The 23,381-nt window shown below is 69.2% G+C and carries 25 protein-coding genes, 3 pseudogenes and 1 riboswitch; of the genes and pseudogenes, 19 read left to right on the forward strand and 9 right to left on the reverse strand.

The window, feature by feature from the left end:
• Positions 1 to 69 precede the first annotated feature (69 nt).
• The 7 genes from AB5L52_RS06585 (at position 70) to AB5L52_RS06615 (ending at position 6,553) form a co-directional block, all read left to right on the forward strand.
• Entirely contained in the window at positions 70 to 1,986 is a 1,917-nt protein-coding gene (locus AB5L52_RS06585; protein WP_369362965.1) for an autotransporter, read from the forward strand.
• Positions 1,987 to 2,161: 175 nt separating this feature from the next.
• Entirely contained in the window at positions 2,162 to 3,928 is a 1,767-nt protein-coding gene (locus tag AB5L52_RS06590; RefSeq protein WP_369362966.1) for a sigma-70 family RNA polymerase sigma factor, read from the forward strand.
• Positions 3,929 to 4,247: 319 nt separating this feature from the next.
• Positions 4,248 to 4,415 carry a hypothetical protein gene (locus AB5L52_RS06595; protein WP_369362967.1) on the forward strand — a complete coding sequence of 56 codons (168 nt, stop codon included), beginning with the start codon at positions 4,248 to 4,250 and terminating at the stop codon, positions 4,413 to 4,415.
• 66 nt (positions 4,416 to 4,481) lie between these two features.
• The gene (locus AB5L52_RS06600) at positions 4,482 to 4,649 is read left to right on the forward strand and encodes a hypothetical protein (protein WP_351030729.1); all 168 of its coding nucleotides are present in this window, start codon (positions 4,482 to 4,484) and stop codon (positions 4,647 to 4,649) included.
• A gap of 755 nt (positions 4,650 to 5,404) precedes the next feature.
• The gene (locus AB5L52_RS06605) at positions 5,405 to 5,674 is read left to right on the forward strand and encodes a hypothetical protein (protein WP_369362968.1); all 270 of its coding nucleotides are present in this window, start codon (positions 5,405 to 5,407) and stop codon (positions 5,672 to 5,674) included.
• Positions 5,675 to 5,784: 110 nt separating this feature from the next.
• Entirely contained in the window at positions 5,785 to 6,051 is a 267-nt protein-coding gene (locus AB5L52_RS06610) for a hypothetical protein (RefSeq protein ID WP_351030725.1), read from the forward strand.
• Positions 6,052 to 6,091: 40 nt separating this feature from the next.
• Positions 6,092 to 6,553 carry a glyoxalase gene (locus AB5L52_RS06615; protein WP_369362969.1) on the forward strand — a complete coding sequence of 154 codons (462 nt, stop codon included), beginning with the start codon at positions 6,092 to 6,094 and terminating at the stop codon, positions 6,551 to 6,553.
• A 75-nt stretch (positions 6,554 to 6,628) separates the two neighbouring features.
• Here AB5L52_RS06615 and AB5L52_RS06620 read toward each other — a convergent pair.
• Positions 6,629 to 6,811 (reverse strand): annotated as a pseudogene (locus tag AB5L52_RS06620) (TrmO family methyltransferase); the annotation flags it as partial.
• 262 nt (positions 6,812 to 7,073) lie between these two features.
• Positions 7,074 to 7,247: riboswitch (M-box (ykoK) riboswitch) on the forward strand.
• A gap of 308 nt (positions 7,248 to 7,555) precedes the next feature.
• Between AB5L52_RS06620 and AB5L52_RS06625 the strand changes: the two are divergent.
• The 4 genes from AB5L52_RS06625 (at position 7,556) to AB5L52_RS06640 (ending at position 11,016) form a co-directional block, all read left to right on the forward strand.
• Positions 7,556 to 9,193 carry an NRAMP family divalent metal transporter gene (locus AB5L52_RS06625; protein WP_369362970.1) on the forward strand — a complete coding sequence of 546 codons (1,638 nt, stop codon included), beginning with the start codon at positions 7,556 to 7,558 and terminating at the stop codon, positions 9,191 to 9,193.
• 123 nt (positions 9,194 to 9,316) lie between these two features.
• A complete protein-coding gene (locus tag AB5L52_RS06630) occupies positions 9,317 to 9,685 on the forward strand; it encodes a VOC family protein (protein WP_351572964.1) in 369 nt (122 codons plus the stop codon).
• 39 nt (positions 9,686 to 9,724) lie between these two features.
• Positions 9,725 to 10,456, forward strand: coding sequence for an MgtC/SapB family protein (locus AB5L52_RS06635; RefSeq protein WP_369362971.1), 732 nt, complete (start codon positions 9,725 to 9,727; stop codon positions 10,454 to 10,456).
• A gap of 107 nt (positions 10,457 to 10,563) precedes the next feature.
• The gene (locus tag AB5L52_RS06640; protein WP_369362972.1) at positions 10,564 to 11,016 is read left to right on the forward strand and encodes a hypothetical protein; all 453 of its coding nucleotides are present in this window, start codon (positions 10,564 to 10,566) and stop codon (positions 11,014 to 11,016) included.
• On the opposite strand, the gene AB5L52_RS06645 is transcribed toward AB5L52_RS06640, so the two are convergent.
• On the reverse strand, positions 11,010 to 11,198 hold the full coding sequence (locus AB5L52_RS06645) for a hypothetical protein (RefSeq protein WP_351030712.1): 189 nt from the start codon (positions 11,196 to 11,198) through the stop codon (positions 11,010 to 11,012). The two genes, AB5L52_RS06640 and AB5L52_RS06645, sit on opposite strands and share 7 nt — an antisense overlap.
• A 93-nt stretch (positions 11,199 to 11,291) precedes the next feature.
• Between AB5L52_RS06645 and AB5L52_RS06650 the strand changes: the two genes are divergently transcribed.
• The 5 genes from AB5L52_RS06650 (at position 11,292) to AB5L52_RS06670 (ending at position 15,301) form a co-directional block, all read left to right on the forward strand.
• On the forward strand, positions 11,292 to 11,648 hold the full coding sequence (locus AB5L52_RS06650; RefSeq protein ID WP_369362973.1) for a hypothetical protein: 357 nt from the start codon (positions 11,292 to 11,294) through the stop codon (positions 11,646 to 11,648).
• Positions 11,620 to 11,838, forward strand: a complete 219-nt coding sequence (locus AB5L52_RS06655; RefSeq protein WP_369362974.1) for a hypothetical protein — start codon at positions 11,620 to 11,622, stop codon at positions 11,836 to 11,838. The genes AB5L52_RS06650 and AB5L52_RS06655 overlap by 29 nt, the downstream gene beginning before the upstream one ends.
• Before the next feature lie 346 nt (positions 11,839 to 12,184).
• Positions 12,185 to 12,454 (forward strand): hypothetical protein, encoded by a 270-nt coding sequence (locus AB5L52_RS06660; RefSeq protein ID WP_369362975.1) that lies wholly within the window; start codon positions 12,185 to 12,187, stop codon positions 12,452 to 12,454.
• A gap of 478 nt (positions 12,455 to 12,932) precedes the next feature.
• Positions 12,933 to 13,298: an STAS domain-containing protein gene (locus AB5L52_RS06665; protein WP_369368828.1), complete on the forward strand. Its 366-nt coding sequence runs from the start codon at positions 12,933 to 12,935 to the stop codon at positions 13,296 to 13,298.
• Positions 13,299 to 13,585: 287 nt separating this feature from the next.
• Positions 13,586 to 15,301, forward strand: a complete 1,716-nt coding sequence (locus tag AB5L52_RS06670; protein ID WP_351572979.1) for an LCP family protein — start codon at positions 13,586 to 13,588, stop codon at positions 15,299 to 15,301.
• Between the two features lie 16 nt (positions 15,302 to 15,317).
• Here the strand turns inward: AB5L52_RS06670 and AB5L52_RS06675 are convergent, their stop codons facing one another.
• The 3 genes and pseudogenes from AB5L52_RS06675 to AB5L52_RS06685 all read right to left on the reverse strand — a co-directional run bounded on the left by AB5L52_RS06675 (position 15,318) and on the right by AB5L52_RS06685 (position 17,111).
• On the reverse strand, positions 15,318 to 15,680 hold the full coding sequence (locus AB5L52_RS06675) for an ArsR/SmtB family transcription factor (RefSeq protein ID WP_369362976.1): 363 nt from the start codon (positions 15,678 to 15,680) through the stop codon (positions 15,318 to 15,320).
• 143 nt (positions 15,681 to 15,823) lie between these two features.
• Positions 15,824 to 16,075: pseudogene (locus tag AB5L52_RS06680) on the reverse strand (TerD family protein); the annotation flags it as partial.
• A gap of 250 nt (positions 16,076 to 16,325) precedes the next feature.
• Positions 16,326 to 17,111, reverse strand: a complete 786-nt coding sequence (locus AB5L52_RS06685; RefSeq protein ID WP_351030700.1) for a hypothetical protein — start codon at positions 17,109 to 17,111, stop codon at positions 16,326 to 16,328.
• Between the two features lie 105 nt (positions 17,112 to 17,216).
• On the opposite strand from AB5L52_RS06685, the pseudogene AB5L52_RS06690 reads away from it, so the two are divergent.
• Positions 17,217 to 17,873 (forward strand): annotated as a pseudogene (locus AB5L52_RS06690) (FtsW/RodA/SpoVE family cell cycle protein).
• Here AB5L52_RS06690 and AB5L52_RS06695 read toward each other — a convergent pair.
• Positions 17,870 to 18,769 carry a heavy metal transporter gene (locus tag AB5L52_RS06695; protein WP_369362977.1) on the reverse strand — a complete coding sequence of 300 codons (900 nt, stop codon included), beginning with the start codon at positions 18,767 to 18,769 and terminating at the stop codon, positions 17,870 to 17,872. The pseudogene AB5L52_RS06690 and the gene AB5L52_RS06695 sit on opposite strands and share 4 nt — an antisense overlap.
• A 123-nt stretch (positions 18,770 to 18,892) precedes the next feature.
• Here AB5L52_RS06695 and AB5L52_RS06700 point away from each other — a divergent pair, with 123 nt between their 5' ends.
• Together AB5L52_RS06700 and AB5L52_RS06705 are read left to right on the forward strand one after the other, a co-directional pair.
• Positions 18,893 to 20,320: an FtsW/RodA/SpoVE family cell cycle protein gene (locus tag AB5L52_RS06700; protein WP_369362978.1), complete on the forward strand. Its 1,428-nt coding sequence runs from the start codon at positions 18,893 to 18,895 to the stop codon at positions 20,318 to 20,320.
• 37 nt (positions 20,321 to 20,357) lie between these two features.
• Positions 20,358 to 20,801 carry a sec-independent translocase gene (locus tag AB5L52_RS06705; RefSeq protein ID WP_369362979.1) on the forward strand — a complete coding sequence of 148 codons (444 nt, stop codon included), beginning with the start codon at positions 20,358 to 20,360 and terminating at the stop codon, positions 20,799 to 20,801.
• 68 nt (positions 20,802 to 20,869) lie between these two features.
• Here AB5L52_RS06705 and AB5L52_RS06710 read toward each other — a convergent pair whose 3' ends face one another.
• The 3 genes from AB5L52_RS06710 to AB5L52_RS06720 all read right to left on the reverse strand — a co-directional run bounded on the left by AB5L52_RS06710 (position 20,870) and on the right by AB5L52_RS06720 (position 23,137).
• Entirely contained in the window at positions 20,870 to 21,538 is a 669-nt protein-coding gene (locus AB5L52_RS06710; RefSeq protein ID WP_369362980.1) for an undecaprenyl-diphosphate phosphatase, read from the reverse strand.
• Positions 21,539 to 21,657: 119 nt separating this feature from the next.
• Positions 21,658 to 21,984 (reverse strand): hypothetical protein, encoded by a 327-nt coding sequence (locus AB5L52_RS06715; RefSeq protein ID WP_351030691.1) that lies wholly within the window; start codon positions 21,982 to 21,984, stop codon positions 21,658 to 21,660.
• A 409-nt stretch (positions 21,985 to 22,393) separates the two neighbouring features.
• A complete protein-coding gene (locus AB5L52_RS06720; protein WP_369362981.1) occupies positions 22,394 to 23,137 on the reverse strand; it encodes a hypothetical protein in 744 nt (247 codons plus the stop codon).
• Positions 23,138 to 23,381 lie beyond the last annotated feature (244 nt).

Here is a 23,381-nt window from a genome sequence, read left to right on the forward strand (position 1 = left end):
TCCCGGTGGCCGGCCACCGGTCTTCACGTCCGTAAGGATCACCAGCACTTCAGGAAGCACCCTGACTCGATGAATCGATCTTGGCACCTTGTCCTGGCGTCGGCTCTCGTCGCGGGAGCCGTCACACCGGTGGTAGCGGCGGGCAGCGCGGTCGCCGCAGACGGCGACATCACCTCGGCCGTCCTGGCGAACCGTGATGTCGTCCTGACCGGCGACGCGGTCGTGCGCGTCCCGCAGGGAACCCACACATACACCGGCGTGATCAGCGGTGAAGGAGCCCTTCGCGTGTCCGGCACCGGCACGCTGGCCCTCGCCAAGGACAGCACCTTCACCCTGCCGCACTCCCTGCAGCACCAGAGGGTCCAGATCCCGGGCGGCAACCACCCGTACGTCGTGGTCGGCAGTCCCGACGAGCCCGCGGTCACCGTGGACGCGGGGGCAACCCTCCAGTACGGCACCGGCGGTACGACCGGCCTGATCGGGTCCTTCCCGTACAACACGCCCGGTTACCAGCAGAACCAGGACAACATCCGGGTGGACGGCACACTACGTCTGTCGCTGACCCGGCTGTTCAACCTGGGCATCATCAGCGGCTCCGGCCAGGTCACCCAGCCCCGGAACATGTGGGGAACGCTCCAGATCTGTGGCACCAACCCGTTCTCGGGCATCTTCGACAACGGTACGGGCGTCAACTTCGCGAGCACCACCTGTGCCGCCGAACTGCCAGGCGCCCGCTCCGTCGTCAACCGCGGTTCATGGATCATCGACACCCCGCTCAACCACACTGTCGTACAGCGGCAGAACTTCTACAGCCACGAGTACGGCAACGACGTCAATGTGCACTCCCGCCCGGGCAGCAAGGTGATCCTCACCGGCGTCTACAGCTGGAGTGACAGCGGCGACGGGGCGGCGCCCTCACTGAGCGACCCCGCACTGAACTGGCGGCCCGTGGCCCACAAACTGAACAAGCGCGGCACCAACATCGAGGGCGCCGACGTCCAGTGGGGCGACGGGACCACGCACCAGATCTTCATGCCCGGCACGGCGCAGACGGTCTACATCAACCTGCACGCCAGACGGCAGCGCTCCCGGCTCACCTTCGACTACAACGGACCGGTAACCCTGGGCGCGCCCATCGGCGGCGGCATGTACCACGACACCCTCGGCGCTCCCGGCGCCGGGGACGTCGTCATCGCCGGCACCAGCGGCAACGACGTGACCTTCGCAGCAGCGCAGTACTACGACGGATCCACCACGATCGACAGGAATGCGACCCTCCGTCTCGGCTCCGGGACCGCGGGCGGCGACGGGAGCCTCCACACCGGCGGAGCCCTTGACAAAGTGATCGACAACGGTTCACTCGTGCTCCGCAACACCGGGACACCCACCTCCCTCCCGGCGGTGACCGGTGCCGGATCGGTGACGCAGAGCGGAGCCGCGGCCACCACCGTCACCAGCGCCGCCTACACCGGCGCCACCACCGTCGCCAAAGGCAGCCTGATCGTCTCCGGGACCTCTCTGCGGACATCCAGCGCGGTCGCTCTGACCGGTTCCTCGGCCGTCCTGGACCTCAGCAAGGCACGCGACACGACCCTGCGCAGACTGCAGGTCGTCACAGGCGCGAAGATCCTTCTTTCCCGGAACTCCCCTGAGCTGACCGTCGGTTCGACGACCGCAACAGTCTCCGGTACCGGTCTCGCCATCGGCGGGGCGCGCTTCTCCGTCAGCCGGGCGGGCACCGACACCGTGCTCACCGCTCTCGCCTCCTCCGCCGCGACAGGACCGGCACCCTCCCCGGCCCGGACCGGCCGAGCGGCCACCCCCCTGGGCGCCTCCACCGGCACCATGGCGGACACCGGCAACAACGTCGGTGCTCTGTGGGCCGTCACAGGACTGGCGGGCGTCGTTCTCGCCGGCGTCGCCGCGGTCTTCGTCTTCGTACGCAGCCGCTCGCGTCTGCGTACGTCCCCGCGTCACTCCCGCTGATCCCCGGCCGCCACGGTTCCACCGGCCCGCCCATGGCTGTCAGCGCTCACCCCTTACGATGACATCGCTGCCACGGTGTGTGTGATACCGACGGCGATTGCCCGAGGACCCCCGCAACCCGGCTCGGTCGCCGCGAGCGGGGCTTCGTACCCGCGTCAGGTCGAAGGGAGACCCGATGCCAAGGCATGCCGCGCCCGCGGCCGACGTGATAGCCGCGGCTCGGGCCGGCGATCGCGGCGCCCTGGAAGAGCTCAGCTCCCGGACGCTTCCGCTGGTCTACAGCGTCGCGGCGCGTGCGCACCCGTACGGCGACGACGTCGACGACATCGTCCAGGAGACGATGATGCGCATCCTGCGCGGCATCGGAGGACTGGAGCGCCCGGAGGCGTTCCGGTCCTGGGTGATCACCATCACCGTGAACGAGGTCCGCGACCACATCCGCAGGCGCGGCAGGAGGGAGACGACAGGAGCGGCGTTCGACGCGGCTGAGCACCGGCCCGACCCGGCCGCCGACTTCGCCGAGGGGGTCATCCTCAACCTGCGGCTGTCCGGGCAACGCGAGGAGTCCGTGCGCGCGACCCGTTGGCTCGACGAGGACGACCGGGAGCTGCTGTCACTGTGGTGGCTGGAGACGGCCGGCCGGCTCGCCCGGGCCGAGCTCGCCTCCGCTCTGGACATGACCGGCCATCAAGCGGCGGTACGGGTGCAACGCATGAAGGAGCGCCTGCACACCTCCCGTGTCATCGTCCGGGCCCTCGCGGCCAGGCCCGCATGCGGGGAACTGACCCGGCTGACCCTGGACTGGAACGGGGCCCCCAGCGGCCTGTGGCGCAAACGCCTCGGCCGCCATGTACGGCAGTGCCCGCGGTGCGTGCGCCACGAGGAAGGCATGCTGGCCCCGGAAGGACTGCTGGCGCCCCTGGCCCTCCTGCCCGTGCCGGCGGCACTGCTGGCCTGGCGCCCCTGGCTGTCCGCGGGAACGCACGCCGCGGCAGCCGGCCATGCCGGCACCACGGCCACTTCAGGCAGCGGGGGTTCCGCGACGGCGGGGACGGCAGGGACCGCAGGGACCAGCCTCACCGCGAAGGCCGTGGTGGCGGCGAGTGCGCTGCTCGCCGTGGTCGGTGGCGTGCTCGTGTACGCGGCCCCATGGTCCAGCCCGTCGGCGCGTCCGGTCACCGCCCCGACGGCTTCCGGCCCGGCACCCGCGCCCTCGCTCACCGCATCCGCATCACCGTCACGGCCGGCACCGGTACGGGGCTCGGCCGTCTCGCATCCCTCGCTCCGGCCGCGGTACGGGTCCGTGGTCGACACCCTGGACAGCGCGCCACCGCCGGACCGGCCGCCCGCCTCATTGCCCCACCGCCCGCAGACCACGGTGACGATGACGGGGCTCAAGAGACACCTGGACGGCTACCAGCTCGTCCACCGCGGGGACACGGTGGTACTGCGCGGGAAGGGCTACTTCACCGTCCACTGGGACGTGATGTACGGGCTGCGCCCCGGGCTGCTGACCATGCCCTCGTGGACCGGACTGCAAGGAAGGCTGTTCCACGTGGCCTCGGGCGGCGGCCACCGCATGGACGACCGTCAGCCGGGCGCGACCGCCGGCGGCACCTGGATGGGCAACCGGCAGCAAGGACTGATCATCCTGCCGCCGGGAGCCCAGCAGATGTGGCAGAACGAGTACTACTACCTCGACGGCAGCGTCACACTCCACCTCAACGAAACCCAGGCGGACTACAACCTCGACGTCCTGCCCTCCTCCTGGCAGGAGACAGCCGACGACATCGCCAGTCCCCCGGCCCCGAACTCCGCCGACCGCGAACGGTACGGACTCGTGCGCGACACCGGCCGCGACGACGCCCCCGTACCGCAGTACACCACCCGCTCCACGCCGACCGACGCGGGCACCGTGCCCCAGCGCTCCGTCGTGTCCTGACCATGGGCGATTGCCCCGGCGGGGGCGGTGCCCTTGCCGAAAACTTATCCGCCCTGGTGGGAGCCGGTGTGCGGTTCGGCGACCGCGGCCGCTTGCGCCTGTGCTCTCCCGCAGTTGGCGATCGCTGCGACATGGTGATCGGCCGTGCTGCTGCGACTGGCCTATTTCGGCGTCACGAACGCGTTCGCCATGCTGCGTCTCTGGCGATGAGCGACAGGGACAAGGACGTCGAAATCCTCGTCCTGCGCCATCAGATCACCGTCCTGGACCGCCGACCCGGCAAGAAGAGTGTGCGGTTCCACCCGGTGATCGGGCATTCATGGCGGCGCCGCTGCACCAGCTCCCGAAGGACGTGCTGCCCAGGCTGCGGCCGCTGATGCGTCCGGACACGGTGCTGCGGTGGCACCGCGACCTGCTCGCGCGCCGCCACGCCGCCGCCTCCCAGCAGCCTCATGGGGCTTATCGGGTCGTGAGTGAGACTCGATGAGTGGCCGCCAGCAGGTGAGCACTCCTGATCACTCCCGAACCCCCGGACGAACGTTTGGAAAGCGTGTTGAGGGTTGCCCCTTCCCCGCCCCAACGCCACGACCCGACCACCCGGAGAGGAACAGCAGCCCTGCTCGCGGCCGCCGTCGGCGCAGCCATCGTCTGCTGCGCGGGGCCCGCGCTGATCGTCAGCGTGGCCTCGGGCGTGCTCGCCGCCTGGCTCGGCAACCGGTGAGCGGTCACCACCGCCGCGCTGCTGACCGCCGGATCCGTGGCCCGGTGGCTCCGGCGCCGTCGGCGGTCATGCCGCGCACCGCGTCACCCTCAATGATCGGGATGTTCGGACGCCCGCTCACCGGCTGACCGCCGCCGCTACGGGCCGTTCTGTTCCTCCCCAAGGATCAGCCCATGCCTGGCTCAGGTGATGCCGAGATCTCGTGAACAGAACCACTCACCGGCGCCGTCTGTACGGCCGAGGGTGGCGTTGCCTCTTGTTGCGTCGATGTGCAAGTATGGCGGAGCCGGCCTGGAGGCGGCTCGTGCCGCAGTGGCATGCCGCGGCGCCGCCCGGGCGACTGTCCGGTGAACCGCGCGGGTCTCGTCCCGCGCCCGGATCGGAAGGGGGCGGACATGGACAGCAGTTGCAGTCCCGGTCATAGTCCGGCCCCGCGTCCGGACTCTCTCTCGCGTCCCTGACCGAAGCCGTAGTGCTGCCTGACGGACGGTTGTCGGGGTCACCGTAGAAGACCGTCTCCCGCACCCGGGAGTCCATCAGACGTCAATGGCGCTCGGGGTCACACCAGTTGCGAGCACACAGCCTCATCACGACGATGATCCCGCCGTCGAGCCCGATCACCGCCATGCCGATCCGCCAGTGGCCCATCCGCCGCTGCGGCGTGCCGCGCCGACTGTCACCGGCATGACCGGCGCAACAGCCGCCCTGGCGGGTGGCGTGGCGACCGCCTCTCTCCCGCGAAGGAGGACACCGCCATGCGCCTCCCCGACCACCTCACCCCCGCGCCCCACCCGCCCGGTCACACCTGCCCAGGCGTCCGCCTGACCCTGGACGACGGCGTCGAGCGCACGTACCTGCTCGACCTCCTCGCCTGCGCCGGGAGCCGATGCGGGACCTACGAGCCACGCGTCCACCTGGCTCACATCCTCGCCCTACAGGGCCACCGCCCTGCCTGGCTCGCCGAGTTCACCGGCCTTCCGCCGGCCGCCGCACTGCGCCTCACCAACCTCGCCACCCGTCCCTGACACGCGGACCCCGCACACCACCCACGCCCTGTCCGGCACACCCGGCCCACCCCTGCGCGCCCGGCCGCCAGAGCACGCCCCGAGCACACCCCCACCGGAGGCAACCACTCATGTCCGTTTTCGTTCACCATCCGTTGCGACACCACGACACCCGCCCGCATGGCACCTGGCAGTCGATGCGCGCCCTCCTCGTCGGCATCGTCCGTCGCGTCGCCGACAGCCCCCTGGAGCAACCCGTGCTCCACGCGCTCGACGCACCGACAGCCCGCCGGACGGCGGCCGACGCCGGAAGGCAACGGCCGCACGCCCACTGGCACTTGGCCACCAGCCCGGACGGCGTCCGGCACCTCGAAGCGACCTGGCACACCCGCCACTGACATCACCGAGATCAGCGATATCACCGACCGGAGGTCCGGCATGATCACCGCAATCGACCACATCCAGCTGGCCGCCCCGCAGGGCAGCGAGGAGTTGCTGCGCGCCTACTACGTCGACGCGCTCGGCCTCGTCGAAGTCCCGAGGCCGGCCAGCCTCGCCGCCCGCGGAGGCTGCTGGTTCAGCGACGACGACCAGCGGGTCCGGCTCCACCTGGGCATCGAGACCCCGTACCGGGCGTCCGCGAAGGCGCACCCCGGCCTTCGTGTCGAGGCCATCGAATCGCTCGCCGCCCGCCTCGAAGCCTTCGGCGCCCTCGTGATCTGGGACGACACCACCCTCCCCGGCCACCGCCGTTTCCACAGCCAGGATCCCGTCGGCAACCGTCTCGAATTCCTCCAGCCCATCGGCGGGGAACCGGCCGGTCAGCAGTACCCGCGCATGAGAGCGGTGGCCCATTCCGGCTCGGTGAGCGGGCCCTGGGGGCCGAACTCGCTCATGTAGGGCTTGAGTCGAGGACGGGGAGCCGTCCACTGCGTCGAGGCCCTGGACGTGCAGATCGAGGTCGTCGACCTTGATCAGGCGGCAGCGGGAGACGCCGAGCCGGTTGGGGCAGTTCTTCCCGCGCCGGGCGAAGATGCCGGCCTGGGGCCAGTCGGTGTTGTCACGGGGGTGGCGGGCCCCGGTCTCGATCTTCTCCACCGGGACCCGGTCGAAGTGGTAGACGACCTCCAGGCGGGAGAAGGCGTCGAGGCCGGCCACCCACCCCCCGGCCCACCGGAACGGAGACCACCTCGGCGGCAGTGCCGTTCTCGGGCATGCGTCGTGCCTTTCGTGAAAGCGTCCGGGAGTTGGCGTAGGTCAGCCCACAGCCGGCTCACCGTATCGATCACCCACCCCGTGTCGACGCGTGGTCCGCGAGGGCTGTGATCGCCACTACAGGCACAGTCGGCCCCGGTCAAGACTCCGCCAAGAACTTGCGTTCATGTGCAAGTACGGGGCTACACTCGTGGAGGTTTGAAAAGGGGCACCTCGTTCGGTGAGGCGTCTTCACGGACACAGGCCACTGACCCCACGACGTCGAGAGACGCCCAGGGTCAGGACAGGTCTCCCCGAACTAAGGGGTGACCCCAAGTGGCTTCCCTCGCAAGGGGATTACGCCGTGGAGTGCCAAAGCTCTGACGAGTTGGGGTGAGCCGGCCGCACGGGCCGGGTTGCTCCTTGCCGAGTCGTTGCTGACGCGCACAGGTCGCGTCCCCGGCCGGAAGGAGGCGAGAGACATGGACTGCAGTAGCAGTAGTCCGGGCCATAGTCGGCCCCTGATCCGCTTGTCCTCGCACTCTTCCGGCACGCGGTAACCCTCTCCCCTGCGCGGATTCCCAGCCGCGTCCTGCGCCCCGTACGGCCCTGTGCCGTGACGGGCCGCCGTCCTGCGCGCTCGCGCAGGGGGGACGGCTTTCGCGTGCCCCCCTACCTCCCCCTCTGGGGGGAATCGGGAGGTATGACATGACCACCGCGACCACTGTGTCCGAGGCCCCGCGCGCCGCGGTCCTCGACGACGCGCACGTCGGCGACATCCGTGGCGCCCTCGGCACCATCAAGCTCGACGACACCGCACCCCGCACCGGCCTGTCCGCCAAACTCAAGACACTGCTGGCGATAGTCGGCCCCGGCCTGATCGTGATGGTCGGCGACAACGACGCCGGCGCGTTCGCCACTTACGGCCAGGCCGGCCAGAACTACGGCACCCACCTGCTGTGGACGCTGCTGCTCCTGGTTCCCGTGCTGTACGTCAACCAGGAGATGGTGCTGCGCCTCGGCGCCGTCACCGGCGTCGGCCACGCCCGCCTGATCCTGGAGCGGTTCGGCAAGTTCTGGGGCGCGTTCAGCGTGATCGACCTGTTCCTGCTCAACGCGCTCACTCTGGTGACCGAGTTCATCGGCATCACCCTGGCCGCCGGATATCTCGGGCTGCCCAAGGTGGCCGCCGTGGTCCTGGCAGCCGGGATCATCATCGCGTCGGCGTTCACCGGATCGTTCCAGCGGTTCGAGCGGGTCGCGATGACGCTCTGCACCGCCTCGCTGCTGCTGGTGCCGATCTACTTCATGGTCCACCCGCACGCCTCGCAGATGGCACGCGACTTCGTCGTACCGAACATGCCCGGCGGCACCGGCCAGCTCTCCACCGTCATGCTGCTGATCATCGGCATCGTCGGCACCACGGTCGCCCCCTGGCAGCTGTTCTTCCAGCAGTCGTACGTCATCGACAAGCGGATCACCCCGCGCTTCATGAAGTACGAGAAGATCGACCTGTGGATCGGCATCGTGATCGTGGTCATCGGGGCCGCGGCCATGATGGGCTTCACCGCCGCCGCGTTCGCCGGCACGCACGGGTTCGGGCAGTTCACCGACACCGCCGGTGTCGCTCACGGGCTGGAGGCGAAGGCGGGCAAGCTCGCGGGCGTGCTGTTCGCGATCGCGCTGCTGGACGCCTCGATCATCGGCGCGTTCGCGGTCTCGCTGTCCACCGCCTACGCCATCGGTGACGTGCTGGGCATGAAGCACTCGCTGCACCGCGGGGTGGGCGGCGCGAAGGGCTTCTACGCCGTCTACGCCGGACTGGTCGCCGCCGCTGCCGCCATCGTCCTGATCCCGGGCTCGCCGCTGGGCCTGCTGACCGAGGGCGTCCAGACCCTGGCCGGGGTCCTGCTGCCGTCGGCGTCGGTCTTCCTGCTGCTGCTCTGCAACGACAAGGCCGTGCTCGGCCCGTGGGTGAACGGACCGAAGACCAACGCGTTCACCTCTGCCGTGGTCGGGGTCCTGGTCACCCTCTCCATCATCCTGACCGCCTCGGTCCTGTTCCCGGACATCTCCTCGGGGGCGATCCTCGACATCATGGCCGCCTGCGGCGTCATTGGGGTGCTGGCTGCGGGCTACGCCTTCACGCGCCGCCGTACGGGCACCAAGGAGGACCCGATCGACCGGACCGGCAAGGACGACTGGCGGATGCCGCCGCTGCAGACCCTGACCCGGCCGACGATGTCCACCGCCCGCAAGATCGGCATGGGCGCCCTGCGGACCTACCTGCTCATCGCGATGATCCTGGTCGTCATCAAGATCGTCCAGGTCGCGCTGAGCAACTGACCACCAGCCGGTCACCAGAACGAGGTCCTGGGGGTGCCGGCCCGGCGCCCCCAGGACGGCCCGAAAGAAACACATCAACACATACGCCAAGCTCTCTCGCCCTTACCGAAAGGCCGGTCCGCCATGCTCGTCGCTCTCGACCACGTCCAGCTCGCCGCCCCGACCGCCAGCGAGGACCGCCTGAGAGCCTTCTACGTCGATGCCCTGGGCCTGGTCGAGATTCCCAAGCCGCCGGTGCTGGCCGCGCGGGGCGGCGCCTGGTTCGCGACCCCCGACGGCGCCGTCCAGCTCCATCTGGGCATCGAGGAGCCCTTCCGGCCCGCGACGAAGGCCCATCCGGGACTGCGGGTGAAGGACATCGACGCGTTCGCCGAACGGCTGACGGCCCACGGCGCCTCGGTGACCTGGGACGAGAACCTGCCCGGCCACCGCCGCTTCTACAGCACCGACCCGGTCGGCAACCGCCTGGAGTTCCTCGAACCCCTCGCCTGACCACCGTCCCTTCCCGCTCGCGTTTCAAGGAGGTGTGCCATGCACGCCCTGACCACAACGGACTTCCTGATCCGGCTCGCCACCGGTGCGGGCTGCGGCGCGCTGATCGGCGTCGAGCGGCAGTGGCGGGCGCGGATGGCGGGCCTGCGTACCAACGCCCTCGTCGCCACCGGAGCCACCCTGTTCGTGCTCTACAGCGTGGCCGTGGGCGACACCGGCAGCCCGACCCGGGTGGCCTCCTACGTCGTCTCCGGAATCGGGTTTCTCGGCGGCGGCGTGATCCTGCGCGACGGTGCCGGGGTACGCGGCCTCAACACCGCCGCCACCCTGTGGTGCTCGGCCGCCGCAGGAGTGCTGGCCGCCTCCGGCCGGCTCGCCCTGGCCGCGCTCGGCACCGTGACGGTGCTCGGCATCCATCTGCTGCTGCGCCCGGCCGGGCGCCTGCTGGACCGGGCCCCGGCCGCCGGCACCGACCCCGACGCCACCGTCCGCGCCACCGTGCACCTGGTGTGCGAGCGCGAAGCCGAGACACATCTGCGCGCCCTGCTGTTGCAGACCCTGGCCGCCTCCGGGCTCGCCCCCAGCGGCCTACGCGCGCGACGCGAGGGGGATGCCGCCAGCCTGCGCGCCACCGTCCCGATCAGCGGCGACGTCGCCGCCGCGCTGGAGCAGGTCATCTCCCGGCTGTCCCTGGAGCCCGGCGTGAGCGACCTGCACTGGCACATGGACGACGAGGAGTCCGAGCGGGAACGGCCCCCGGCGCTGGCCTGACACACCAGGGCAACGCCTCCTGCCACGCAGTCCGCAAAGGGGTCGTGCGGCCTCAGGACAACGTCCCGGTCACCGGCCAGGATGGAACTGGAAGGGAGAGCCGAGTCATGAGGACCCTGCCTCATGCGCCCACGGGCGAGGGCGTCGCGCTGCTGGGGGTGGTCACGCTGGTCATGCTGGAGGTCACCGCACTGGCGACCGCGCCGGCCCGGGACCGGCCGATCGTCAGCGGGGCTCTCATGGGCGCGGGCACCGCCGCGTTCATGCTGGTGGCAGCCGTGTGGCACGCCCACCGGGACGCCGCCCGCCAGGCTCATCGGCGCCTGCACGAGACGGTCGACGACTCGTGGTTCACGGCCCGCACGCTGGAAGATTTCCCCATGGAGGCCGTACGCCCGTACCTGCTCGGCAGGGACGCGCCGAGCCTCAACCGCCTGTACACCGCCTGGATCCTCGCCACTCACGGCGAGGACGCCCCATGGATCGAGCGCCACCTGGACCTGCCCGCCGGCATCACCCATCTCCTGGTCGACGCCGCCCGACAACGGCAGCGTCACTGACCGACCGGGAGGCGGGTGTCAGGAGCTGTCGAGCCGGATTGCCAAGCGAGCTTCTCGGCCTGCGACATCACCGGCACCTGGCGTGCGGGCGCGCGCCGCTGGGCAACGCGGAAGGCCACTGCGGCCGCGATCAGACCCGTGACCAGCGCGATCGCCAGCCAGACGGTGAGCCGGGCGGTCACTCGGCCCCACGGGCCGCCGAAACGGGGCCTGCCGCCGTGGGGTACGCGTTCCGTAAGGGGCCGGTGTACGTCGACCCCCGGGTCAGTGCTGAGGTGCCGAGGACGGAGGCCGACCAGCTCGCCGAGAAGATCAAGAAGGCGGACAAGCCGGCCTTCGTTGCCGTACTGCCCCAGGCGCCCGAGTATCCGCCGGCCACCGTGCTGCGGGACCTGCGCTCCCTGACCGGCATCATGGGCGCGTATGCGGTCCGGCTCGGCGCCGGGTTCAACGCGGGCGCCGATCGCCAGGTGATGCCGAAGGATGCGGTCGACAATCTCAAGGGCGCCGTACGGCGTTCGTACGCCTCCGACGCCTCCGCGGAGGTGAACGCGTTCGTGGACCAGGCGCTCCAGCAGGCCAAGGGTCACGCTGCGCGTGGCAGTGGACGAGGACATCACCGCCTTCGGTGAGGAACTCGACCGTCTCGGCTTCCGGCCGCCCGAGCCGGGGGCCACGGACGCGATGCGCGACGACTACACCCGCGCCCTGGACGCCTGCGGCCGCGCCAAGCAGCAGCTGGCCGCGGCAGCACGCCCGCAGGATGTGCAGCCGCGAGAAACGCTTACTGTGTCGCGCATTTGTGCAATCAAGGGCGGATGAGGGGCGACATCCATGCCGACCAGACTCATCAGGTACGCCCCAGGCCACCAGGCCGAGGCCGAGACAGTCGCGCGACTCTTCCCCGGCGCACAACCGCAGCCCGCCACCGACCCGGGGATCACCGTAATCCTCGGCCGGACGACCACCACACCGACACAGCCACCCGCACCCGGTCCCGCTCCCAAGGCCGACAGCCCTCGCTCCGCCAGGACGACCCGTGCTCAGACCTCTCCTACGGCCGGCCCCGACAGCCAGCGTCCACTCACACAGATGAACCCCAGGAAAACTACGTTACTTGCGCAATAATGAAATCGTTGTAGACCGAGCCGAGGGGGAAGGCCCGACCATGCGAAGCGAGACCACGGCGAAGCATCTGCTGGAAGACCTGGCTGGAGTCTGCCCCTCGCTCGGCCCGGACGACCAGATCCGGCACGCCTACCGGCCCGTGACTGTGTCCGACCTCGCCGGATGGCCGTGGCCGGGCGCCATCACCGCCTGGTGGACCGGCCCCTGCGGAACCACCCTGTGCCGCCTGCGCCTGGCCCGCGTCCCGGCTTCGTGCTGGGCGGTCTACGACCCCGACCGGATCACCCTGCTCGTCCAGGGCGGCATCTAGTGGTCCCGGCCGACGAGAAAGCCAGCCGTAGCACAACAGACGACATCAGCCTGGGGCCGCAACGTCCTTGGAACTGCCCCGGAGAGGGAAAGCATCCATGCCGCACGGCGACGCTCAACAACGCGACGCGAATCTCCGGCTGGGAGCCGCCGTGGCCGAGATCGAAGGGCTCTACACAGCCCTGCTGAGAACCAGGTCTCCCGGACGGCACCAGCGACTGCGGGCCGAACTGGCACGCGCCGCCGAACGCCTTGCGGCGCTCGCGGCCGTTCCGGGGCAGAGGCAGGGGATTTCGCCCGTGCCCCGGAGACGCACGCGCCGGGAACGACGGAGAGCACTGGCCGAACTGGGCGCAGCGTGGATCATCGAGCGCCACGGACGGAACAGGCACTGACGCGAAGGGGGACACTCGATGCCGGATCCCACACCCACCCCGCCACGCGGACACCGCACTCTCTGGAAGACCACTGGCGGCACACTGCGCCGCTTCGGGCGGCGCACGGTCCGCACAAGGCAGGCCCGGGATCACGTCGTGGTCCAGCTGTCGGGGGAGATCATCGCGGCAGCCGCCGAACGTGTCGACAAGGGCCTGCGCAACGCCCTCCGAACGCATCCCCTCGTTCTGGAGGTGGATCTCCAACGCGTCACCTTCATGACCACTGACGGCGGCCGCGCCTTCCTCCCTGCACTGCTTGAGGCACGCAAGTACGGAATAAGGGTCATCGTCACCCACGCCGGCGCCGAGGCCCGCGGCACACTTCAACGGCTTGGCCTGAGCGGCATGCTCGACATCCACGAAGGGGACGCACCTGACAATGGCGGGCCAGCCAACCGGACTTCATAACCAAGCGCGTGGATCCCAGGTTATTGCTCGGCAAAATCCTGGTGTGGCTTTGTCCACGAGATCCGGGCTCTCGTGAACAAAGCCACCCCGGCGTGAGCGCCACCTCGGTCACCGGTACCGGCTCGACCCCACATGCACGCTCCCCGCCTACCCCACGCTGTCATTGCGCTGAACGGGAGTTCGTTTGCTAGATTGCGCAACTAATTAATCAACGATGCCTCACTTCGCCCGACGGACACGGACGCCCCCGACGGCGTCCTGGGCCTGACCGTTTATGGGAGTGGGAGATGCCTGACCTGCGGGACGGCTCCACCGGCCGCGCCACTCGCCGCCGTGGCACCCAGGTGCCCCGCCAGCGTACGGACGGGCCCTCCGGCGGTCGTCGTCCCCCCGGCCGGGCCGCCGCGCGGGCGGCGGCCTCTCGATCCGCCGGCCAGGGAAGCGCACGGCGCCGTGTCCGGCCGGCGAGCCGGGGCAGACGGATACTGCGGGCGGCCGGGATCTGCCTGGCTCTCGTGGTGCTGGCCGCGGGTGGTGCCGGGTGGTGGTTGTACCAGCACCTCGACGGCAACATCACGAGTGTCTCGCTCGACGGCAAAGGTGGCACCGAGAAGGCAGACGCCTTCGGCCGCACCCCGATCAACATCCTGGTGATCGGCTCGGACGGCCGTACGAGCGCGGAGGACTGCAAGCTGGGCGGCGGCTGTTCGCAGACCGGTGTGCAGTCCGGCAACGGGAACGCGGACGTGGAGATGGTGGTCCACATCGCCGCGGACCGCTCCAACGCCACCGTGATGAGCATCCCCCGCGACACCATGACCAACGTCCCGGCCTGCAAGGACAGCGCGGGTGGCACCTCCACGTCCGGCTACTACGGCCAGATCAACAGCGCCCTGTCGTACGGCCCGGCCTGCCAGGTGGCCACCATCCACCAGCTCACCGGGATCCCCATCGACCACTTCGTCAAGCTCGACTTCGCCGGTGTGGTGAGCATGTCCGACGCGGTCGGCGGTGTGGACGTGTGCGTCAGCGACAACGTGTACGACACCTACTCGCATCTGAAGCTGTCCAAGGGCACCCACACCCTCAAGGGCGTCGGGGCCCTGGAGTTCGTCCGCTCCCGGCACGGCTTCGGCGACGGCAGCGACCTGGGCCGCACCTACGCCCAGCACATGTTCCTCAGTTCGATGATCCGCAAGTTCAAGAGCGCCGGCACCCTGACCGACCCCACGGCCGTCTACGACCTGGCCAACGCGGCGACCAAGGCCCTGACCGTGGACGACGGCCTGGGCAGCATCAGCAAACTGGCGGGCCTGGCTTCCGCCGTGAACAAGGTCCCCTCTCACCGGATCACCTTCACCACCATGCAGACCGCCCCCGACCCCGACAGCAAGGACCGCGTGGTACCCGGCGCCGGGGCCAAGTCATTGTTCGCGACCATCGCCAACGACCAGTCCCTGACCGGCGACTCGGGGAAGAAGTCCACGGCGCCCACCGCGACCCCCCAGGCGGTCGACCCCTCCCAGATCGCCGTGAAGATCGAGAACGGCACCGGCACCACCGTGCCGCGCGCCTCCGAACTCGCCACCGCCCTCACCGGCAAGGGCTTCAGTTCGGGCACGACCACGGCCAACGCCCCCGGCACGACGACAACCACGACCCTCACCTACGGCGCCGACCAGAAACCCCAGGCCCAGGCGGTGGCCAAGGCGCTCGGCCTGCCCTCCTCACATCTGAAGCAGGGCAGCGCCGACGGCCTGACCCTCGTGATCGGCAGCGACTGGCCCAGCGGCACCACCTACCCCAGTGGCAACGGCGGCAGTTCCTCCCCGGCGCCCGCCGACACCCATGCCGCGGTCGGAGGCGCCCATGCGGAGACCGCCGACCAGTCCAAGAGCTGCGCCCAGGTCAGCCCGTACAAGACCGTCCAGCTGAACGGCGTCCACATGACCCCCGCCCAGGCGTACGCCGCCGCCACCAACCAGCCCGACTCAGACCGCTGACCCGTAGGCAACCGCCTCAGGCACCGGGGGCGCGCCATCGGAGAGACGGGCCGGGCTCCGCCCCGGCCCGAGCGGCCAGCTGGCCGATCAACTCCCTTACGACGGTGGAAGCATCGGTGTCGGCGGCGAAGTAGACCTGGCGTCGGCCCTCGCGCCGGGAGCCGACGAGGCCCGCCAGCTTCAGCTTCGACAGGTGCTGGCTGACCGCGGGCATCGCCGCCTCCACCTGGTCGGCCAGGCCGGTCACGTCGTTCTCACCCTGAGAGAGCACCCACAGCAGATGCAGCCGCACCGAGGACGCCAGCAGCCCGAACAGCACGCCCGCCTCCGCGAGCACGTCGGCAGACGGATCGACGCGTCTGCCGGCCTCTGCTGCCACGTCTCCTCCCGCTTCGCATGGATCACTTCGTGCCTTGACGCTCAGTCTAGTTGCCCAGTCGGACGTACATGGGGCGCTCGCATCCCACAGCGTGCTGCGGATCAGGGTCCGCGCACCGGGTTGACTCGGCGCTGATGCCGGCCTCAGACGTTGACGCCGTAGTCCTGGGTGATGCCGTGCAGACCGGAGGCATAACCCCGGCCGATGGCGTGGAACTTCCGTTCGCCGTCGTAACGGTAGACCTCGCCGAAGACCATCGCGGTCGCGGTGGAGGCGTCCTCGGTCAGGTCGTCACGCGCGATCTCGCGGCAGTCGGCCTGGTTGACCACGCGGATGAAGGCGTCGCGGACCTGACCGAAGCTCTGCCCACGCTGCTCGGCCTCGTAGCTGGAGACCCCAGTTGCGGAGGTGTGGGGCCGGAGAAGCCCGGACTGCCGACCAGGGCGTCCACTCCGTCCCTCAGGAGCAACGGCCCCAAGAGCTGTGAGACTGCGCGGCACGCCTGCGGCGGGCGTTTCCGCGATCACCCCCCAGCTTTGCGGATCGCCAAACTGAGCCGATCGGCGATCTCGCGGTCACGGACATAGGCCACGTGGTGATGGATCAGTGCCGCTGGGGGCGTGCTGTGCCCCAATCTGCCCGGGGTTACTGCAGGACCCCGACCGCGCGCGAGATGATCAGCGCCAGGGTCAGCAGCGAGATCGTGGATTGTGTCGCCATCAGCAGTTTCACCCACCGGGACAGCGGCATGGTGTCGGTGGGGCTGAAGGCGGTGGCGTTGGTGAGGGCGACATAGAGGTAGTCCATGTACTGCGGCTCCCAGTCCTGGGGCGCGATGCCCTCCTGTTGCATCTGGGGGAAGAGGAAGTCCGGGTGTTGGTGCGTGCCCAGGGCGCGGGCCACCGGGCCGCCCCGGTCCCACTCCCAGTACCAGAGGCTGAAGGCGATGACGTTGGTCAGCCAGATGCCGCCGCCCGTCGTCAGCAAGGCCGCGGCATTGGAGCCCTCGGTGCCGTGCAGCAAGTCGCGTACCAGGATGACGGCCGACCAGCCGTTGGCCAGGCTGACCGCGGCGGCCAGCAGCAAGCCCAGTGCGCGCAGCAGACGGGAGCGATGCTCGATCCGCCGGTGCGGATGGGCTATCCACAGCGCCGCCATCATGACCAGCTCCAGGGCGGGCAGCAGCCAGTGCGGGTGGATGCTGAGCCGTGCCGGAAGCGCCCACTGCACCCAGACGGCGACCAGCAGCGCCGCCATCACGGCCCAGCGTTGCTCGCCCTGGGTACGCCGCTGCCACGCGGGACGCTCGGACTCGGATAGCTGATCGGCCGGAGCGAGCAGGCCCTCGATCCGTTCCAGGCGGACATGCAGTATCTCGGTCCAATGCTCGGGGCCAGGACGCTGCGGGTTCGGGGTGTCATGGGTGGTCACGGGCCCATTCTCGCCAGATGCTTGCTGCATTACGCAAGTATGCAACTTATCTGGCCGTGCGGGAGTCCAAGCACGCAGCGCCTGTAACCGGCCACATAGGCTGAGGTGACCAGCGTGAAGAGCTTCTCCGTCTCGGGGTATGGGCCCGAACGGCCCCGGTGGACACGGCTCTTCGCGCGCGATTCCGTGGTCCGGCGGCTGGACTGGCCGATACTGCTGTCGGCCCTCGCGCTGTCGTTCATCGGCCCGCTGCTCGTGTACTCGGCGACCCGCAACCGGACCACCACCAACCAGGGCGACCCGCACTACTTCCTGGTCCGGCATCTGATGAACTTCGGCATCGGGTTCGTCCTGATGGCCGGCACCCTCCGGCTGGGCCACCGCGCCCTGCGCAACGCCGTGCCGGCCCTCTACGGCCTGTCCGTCCTCGGCGTGCCGGCGGTGCCCACCCCGCTCGGCGCGAACTCAACGGCAACCGCAACCGGTCGTGCTGGGCGGCGGATTCTCGCTCCAGCCCTCGGAGTTCGTGAAGGTCTCGATCGTCCTGGGCATGGCGATGCTGCCCTCGGCGCAGGTCGACGCGGGATCGTCGCCTGGTTCTCCTTCCAGTCCTTCGAGAACATCGGCATGGCGCTCGGCATCATGCCGATGGCAGGCATCCCGCTGCCCTTCGTCTCCTACGGCGGCTCGTCCATGTTCGCCGTGTGGGTGGCCGTGGGACTCCTCCAGTCCATCAGGGTCCAGCGGCCTGTGCAGGCCTAGCCCAGCGCCACCGCCAGCGTCCCGGTCCGCCCGGGATCGGGTGCGGTGTGTGTCCAGCCGCGGTCCGCAGTAGTGCTGCTCCAGCGTCGGCCGTCGAACGTCACGGACGTGGCGTGCAGTTCGGTGGCGTGGCAGACCAGCCACAGGGCGAGGGACCAGCCCGTGGAAGTCTGATCGGTCGCGATCGGGTAGCTGACGCTGTTGCCGCCGGTCGCGGGCAGGGCGGCCGGCGCCCCGCCGAACTCCCGCCTGACGGCTGCGGCGACACGGCCACCGGCCTCGCTCACGGCGCCCGCCGCACCGCTTCCTGCGTCCGAGGGGGCCGGATCGGCCCCGCTCACCGTGCAGTTCAGTGCCGGTCCCTCTCGTCCCGTCAGTACGTCGGCGAGTGTCGCCGCCATGTCCTCGTGCTGGGCGTACGCTTCCGGGTAGCCGCTGTGCTGGACCTGCTGCGCGGCTTCGGTGACGGGCAGGCCGAGGTAGTCCGGCACCTTGACCAGCGCGTCGAAGAACCTGCCCGACGCGTAGGCGGGGTCGCGGATCTGTGCGGGGCTGCCCCAGCCCTGGGACGGGCGCTGCTGGAAGAGGCCGAGGGAGTCCCGGTCCCCGTAGGTGAGATTGCGGAGTTTGGACTCCTGGATCGCGGTCGCCAGGGCGATGGTTACGGCCCGTTCCGGCAGGCCGCGCGCGTGAGCCACGGCCGCGATGGTCGCGGCGTGGGACGCCTGGTCCAGATCGAGCGTGACCGTCGTACCATCCGGGCCGTGCGCGGTGCACTCATCGGGAGTCGCCGAGCGGATGAACCGGACGGCGAGATAGCTCACGAGTGCCAGGACCACGCACACCCCGATCAGCACTGCCCACGCCTTGCGGCGCCCCCTCCTGCGTGCCGCCACGCCGACCCTCCTCTTACCTGGCCTCGGCTACAGTTTCAGTTGCATTGTTGCGCAACCATATAACCCTGTTGGCCGGGTCCCGGAGCGGGATTCGAGGGGGTGGACCCGATCGAGGGGGAAAGCATGACTGGTCGGCGTGGACCGGCGAAACTGGCCGTGCGGACGGGCAGGTCGGGACGCCTGAGCGACCGGAACCTGGAGCTGGTCCTCCTGCTCGGCGCGGTCCTCATCTGCTGCTACGGCTATGCCGAGACGGCTCTTGCCGTCAGCGGCGAGCTGCCGCCGAGTATGGCGCTGACGTGCCTGGCGTCGGTCGTACTGCCCGTGGTGTGCCATGTCGCCGTACGCCGGTTCGCGCCCAACGCCGATCCACTGATCCTGCCGCTGGCCACCCTGCTCAGTGGTCTGGGGCTCGTCCTCATCCACCGGCTCGACCTCGCCTACGCGGCCCACTACCGCCACGCGACGGCTGCGGTGTCCGGGCAGCTGATGTGGTGCGGCATCGCCGTGGTGGTGTTCGCCGCCGCGGTGGCGCTGCTCAGGGACCACCGCAGGCTGCAACGCTATCCGTACGTCACGATCGCCGTGGGCATGGTCCTGCTGATGGCTCCGGCGTTCTATCCCGGTGATGTCTACGGCGCGAAGCGGTGGATCTTCATCGGGCCGCTGTCCTTCCAGCCCGGCGAGTTTGTGAAGATCGTCATCGTGGTGTTCTTCGCGGGATACCTGACCATGCGCAGGGACGCCCTCGCGCTCGCCGGTCGGCGCCTCATGGGCATGTACCTGCCGCGGGGGAGGCAGCTGGGCCCGGTCGCGGCCGTGTGGATCCTCAGCCTGCTCGTCCTGGTCTTCGAGCGAGACCTCGGTACCTCGCTGATCTTCTTCGGCCTGTTCGTGATCATGTTGTACATCGCCACCGAGCGCACCAGCTGGGTGGTGTTCGGCGTCGCGATGTTCGCCGTCGGCGCCTTCGTCGTCGGCTCCTTCGAACCGCACGTGCACGGCCGTGTCGTCGCCTGGCTGCACCCCATGGACATCTTTCTGCCGCCCGACAAGCGCCCGCCGGGCCTGATCTCGGACCAGGCCGCGCAGGCCCTGTTCAGCTTCGGCTCGGGCGGCATCCTCGGCACCGGCCTCGGCCAGGGCCACCCGGAGCTCATCGGCTTCGCCGGGCGCAGCGACTTCATCCTCACCACGGTCGGCGAGGAACTCGGCCTGGTCGGGGTGACGCTCGTCATCCTGCTCTACGCGCTGCTCGCCGAGCGCGGCCTGCGGACGGCCCTCACGGTCACCGACCCGTTCGGCAAGCTGCTCGCCGGCGGTCTGGCCGCGGCACTCGTCCTGCAGGTCTTCGTCGTGTGCGGCGGTGTCACCGGGCTCATCCCGCTGACCGGCAAGGCCCTGCCCTTCCTCGCCCAGGGCGGCTCGTCCATGGTCGCCAACTGGCTGCTGGTCGCCGTCCTGATCAAGGTCAGCGACACCGCCCGCCGGCCCCCGCCCGAACCAGCCTCCGACGTCAGCGCCGCCGAGACCCAGTTGGTACGGCCGTGAGCCCGGCATCCTGTTCGGGGACCGAGTGGAGGCACCGATGTTCGACGTGAGCCCCCTGGACCTGCTCGTCCTGGGGATCATGATCATCCTGCTCTTCGGTCCCGACAAGCTGCCCGAGGTCATACAGAAGGTGACCGGGTTCCTTCGGAATGTCCGCGCGTTCTCCGAGGCCGCCAAGGAGGACGTCCGCTCGGAACTGGGTCCGGAGTTCAAGGACCTGGAGCTGGAGGACCTGCACCCGAAGACGTTCGTGCGCAAGCACCTCCTCGACGGCGACGGCCTCGCGATCGAGGAGATCCGCTCCGCCCTGGATCCGAGGGCGGAGCTGGCGGAACTGGCCGACGCGATGAACGGCGAGCCGAGCGAGTCGACCGAGCGGGCCGCGCGAACCGAGCCGACCGGTCGGACCGGGAGCGGGGCAAGCCGAGCGGCCTCGCCGGAGCAGGCTCCCGCGCACGCCTACGATCCCGACGCCACCTGAGCCACGACGAGCCGTCAGGCGACCTGGGCTGCACCGAGCGATCAGGGATACGGCGGAGGACCGGCCCGTCACTCGAAGGCAAACGCGCCGGCCCTCCGCCCGAGGCGGAAGGCGTCCCCCTCGCCCCGTGTAGTAGCAGCCCACGGCCCAGCGTGAGGCAGACGCCCCTTGCGCGACGTGAAGTACGCGAGGCAGCCCAGCCCGGCGACCGAGCAGTAGATGGCGAACGGAATCAGGGTGCGGTACTCGAAGTAGCGGACCAGGTAGCGGGTCGCGAGGCAGGCCGCCACGAACGCGGCCACGCTGCCCGCCAGCAGCGGCTCGCGCAGGCCGTTGCCCTGTGCGCCGAGCAGCGCCGGCAGCTTGAGCAGCGCGGCTCCGTCGATCACCGGCATGGCAAGCACGAACGCGAAGGGCGCGGAGTCCTCGTGGCCCAGGCCCTTGAAGATGCCCGCGCTGATCGTGGAGCCGGAACGGTTGATGCCGGAGCAGAGGGCGAGGATCTGGCCCCCTCCGAGTGATCCGCAGGACCGACAGCTCCTCCACCGACAGATGCTCCTCCCCCGGCGCGGCGGCTGCCCCGGCCCACCGGCGGCCGGTCCCGCCGCGCCGCAGCTGCTCCGTGACGAAGAGCACGATGTCGTTGAGCGCCAGGAAGATCGCCGTCGGGACGGGCTTGCCGAGCGTCGTACACGAGCAAGGGCGCCGATCCTCCCCATGCATGATCCGACGATCATGCTCCTAGCGCGGTACGGCACGCAGCCCGCTCTCGACGTCCGGCGCGCATGCCGTGCGCAGGACGGCGACCAGTGCGCGGGATCGTGCGGCACCAATGTGGAGGCGCTTCCGGAGCGTTTCAGCAGAGATCGGCCGCCAGTGGGTCTGCCGCCCGCCCGTACGCGCCCACAAGCAGCGGCTCGGTGACATTGAGAGCGAGGGCCAGGAAGCTGGTCAGGAGCAGCAGCCTGCGGGCAGGACGCAGTACCACCGCGGAAGCACCGGCCAGGGCGAGGTAGCGGATCGCCAACAACAACGCCAGCACCGACAGGTCCACGGCAGGCGCGACGAGCGGGGCCACCCAGCCGGACACCCCCGACCGCAGCGAGCGGTCCCAGTCCCGTAGGAACCCCGCCCAGGTCTTCGACAGACCTGCGGTCATCTTCTCCAGGTCCAGCAGCGGCATCTTCGCCGGCCTCCGAGTAAAGGTGCCGATGAGCGGCATGCTCAACCTCGAAGCCGGAAACGGCCCACACAGAAGAAGGGCCCTCACAGGCTCTCGCCTGCGAAGACCCTTCACACCGTCGGGACGACAGGATTTGAACCTGCGACCCCTTGACCCCCAGAAACTGACGCCCAGTCCGCAGCGTCCATCCAGTCCAGGCAGTCCGGCAAGCGTCCAGGTCAGGGCGGTGCGTTTCGGCGTGCGTGTTGGGGTGTGTGACACGTCGGTGACACGTCCCGTGTGACAGGAAGGGCTCGCCACAGGTCACCAGAGGGTCCAGGAAGGTCGCGTCGCGCGCGACCGACGATCTGATCAAGAAGGCGCGTAGCGCCTGATTATTGGAGCTACACGGCCCGCAGGGCCATGCTCATCACTGTGGGTGGGGATTGTGGCTGTGGCAATGCCCGACACAGTGCCCAAGGCAGTGGCCGTGACAGTGTCCTGCGCAGTGCGTTCCTTTACATGCGGCTTCTTCATTTGCTTGATTTACCGGGCCGAAGGTCCACAGCGTCTCCGTCAGCTCTTCGTCCTCCGGAACGGGACCAGGCTCCGGCTTGACCGTCAATGTACGAGTGACACTGTCCGTGGTTTCGACCAGTAGCTCGTCGTCGTTTTCCCGAAGCTTGGTGATGTTGAGTGTCGCAATCCCAAAGACATTGAGAAGGTTGTACTTCTCAAGCTCGTAAGCCATGTCTTGTAGCAGTCCAAGGTGTTCGTCTAGTCGGAAACCATCCAACTCTTCTGCATACTCCCGTTCCACAAATTCGAGTGGGTAGTATGCAAATTTTCCGCCGGACTCACGAACCGCTCGCCACAAATACGGAACCGCATTACTCTTCCGCTGCTTCGGCACAGGCCGCATGGTAATAGTGCGACCCGGTGTATCAAAAGATCGCGACAGGATTTCACCGTCTTCCAGCGGGAAGTGCTTGTGGAGGAGACTTACGCCCATCTTCTCTTCAAGTCCGTGCTTGACGATGACGCTACCTACTGGGCAGAGATTCGCTCTCTGCTTTTTGAGGGCACTCTTGGAGTCCCGGAAGAGAGGAAGCGTGCTGAACGCCTTGGGCGTGTACGGCTGAACGGGAGTCTCAGCGAGGAGGGCGGTGGACATGCGGGAGCATCCTTCCTGGAGGAGGTTGAGTGCCCTTACATGTTTCACTCAAGACTGGCTGCGACAACCGAAGACACTGCTTCACCACTCGTCTGGTGTATCAGACCATGCCTACGATGGTCCTTAATACGATGCTCAAAGCCCCCGGATTTGATACGCGACCCTGGTCTGATTCTTCGATCTATATTGCCGCAGAGGCATGGTTCACATGCTGGTTGTTGACGTTACGCGGTGTCCGCGTGAC

Origin of the sequence: Streptomyces sp. CG4, assembly GCF_041080655.1 — a bacterium.
GTDB lineage: Bacteria > Actinomycetota > Actinomycetes > Streptomycetales > Streptomycetaceae > Streptomyces.

Bases quoted from the DNA above. Each gene is read 5' to 3' on its own strand.
- AB5L52_RS06715 (WP_351030691.1), bottom strand. From the start codon at position 21,984: ATGCCGCTGCTGGACCTGGAGAAGATGACCGCAGGTCTGTCGAAGACC.
- AB5L52_RS06625 (WP_369362970.1), top strand. From the start codon at position 7,556: ATGACCACCGCGACCACTGTGTCCGAGGCCCCGCGCGCCGCGGTCCTC.
- AB5L52_RS06710 (WP_369362980.1), bottom strand. From the start codon at position 21,538: ATGATCGTCGGATCATGCATGGGGAGGATCGGCGCCCTTGCTCGTGTA.
- AB5L52_RS06585 (WP_369362965.1), top strand. From the start codon at position 70: ATGAATCGATCTTGGCACCTTGTCCTGGCGTCGGCTCTCGTCGCGGGA.
- AB5L52_RS06605 (WP_369362968.1), top strand. From the start codon at position 5,405: ATGCGCCTCCCCGACCACCTCACCCCCGCGCCCCACCCGCCCGGTCAC.
- AB5L52_RS06670 (WP_351572979.1), top strand. From the start codon at position 13,586: ATGCCTGACCTGCGGGACGGCTCCACCGGCCGCGCCACTCGCCGCCGT.
- AB5L52_RS06720 (WP_369362981.1), bottom strand. From the start codon at position 23,137: ATGTCCACCGCCCTCCTCGCTGAGACTCCCGTTCAGCCGTACACGCCC.
- AB5L52_RS06590 (WP_369362966.1), top strand. From the start codon at position 2,162: ATGCCAAGGCATGCCGCGCCCGCGGCCGACGTGATAGCCGCGGCTCGG.
- AB5L52_RS06595 (WP_369362967.1), top strand. From the start codon at position 4,248: ATGGCGGCGCCGCTGCACCAGCTCCCGAAGGACGTGCTGCCCAGGCTG.
- AB5L52_RS06635 (WP_369362971.1), top strand. From the start codon at position 9,725: ATGCACGCCCTGACCACAACGGACTTCCTGATCCGGCTCGCCACCGGT.
- AB5L52_RS06705 (WP_369362979.1), top strand. From the start codon at position 20,358: ATGTTCGACGTGAGCCCCCTGGACCTGCTCGTCCTGGGGATCATGATC.
- AB5L52_RS06700 (WP_369362978.1), top strand. From the start codon at position 18,893: ATGACTGGTCGGCGTGGACCGGCGAAACTGGCCGTGCGGACGGGCAGG.
- AB5L52_RS06610 (WP_351030725.1), top strand. From the start codon at position 5,785: ATGTCCGTTTTCGTTCACCATCCGTTGCGACACCACGACACCCGCCCG.
- AB5L52_RS06660 (WP_369362975.1), top strand. From the start codon at position 12,185: ATGCGAAGCGAGACCACGGCGAAGCATCTGCTGGAAGACCTGGCTGGA.
- AB5L52_RS06615 (WP_369362969.1), top strand. From the start codon at position 6,092: ATGATCACCGCAATCGACCACATCCAGCTGGCCGCCCCGCAGGGCAGC.
- AB5L52_RS06630 (WP_351572964.1), top strand. From the start codon at position 9,317: ATGCTCGTCGCTCTCGACCACGTCCAGCTCGCCGCCCCGACCGCCAGC.
- AB5L52_RS06640 (WP_369362972.1), top strand. From the start codon at position 10,564: ATGAGGACCCTGCCTCATGCGCCCACGGGCGAGGGCGTCGCGCTGCTG.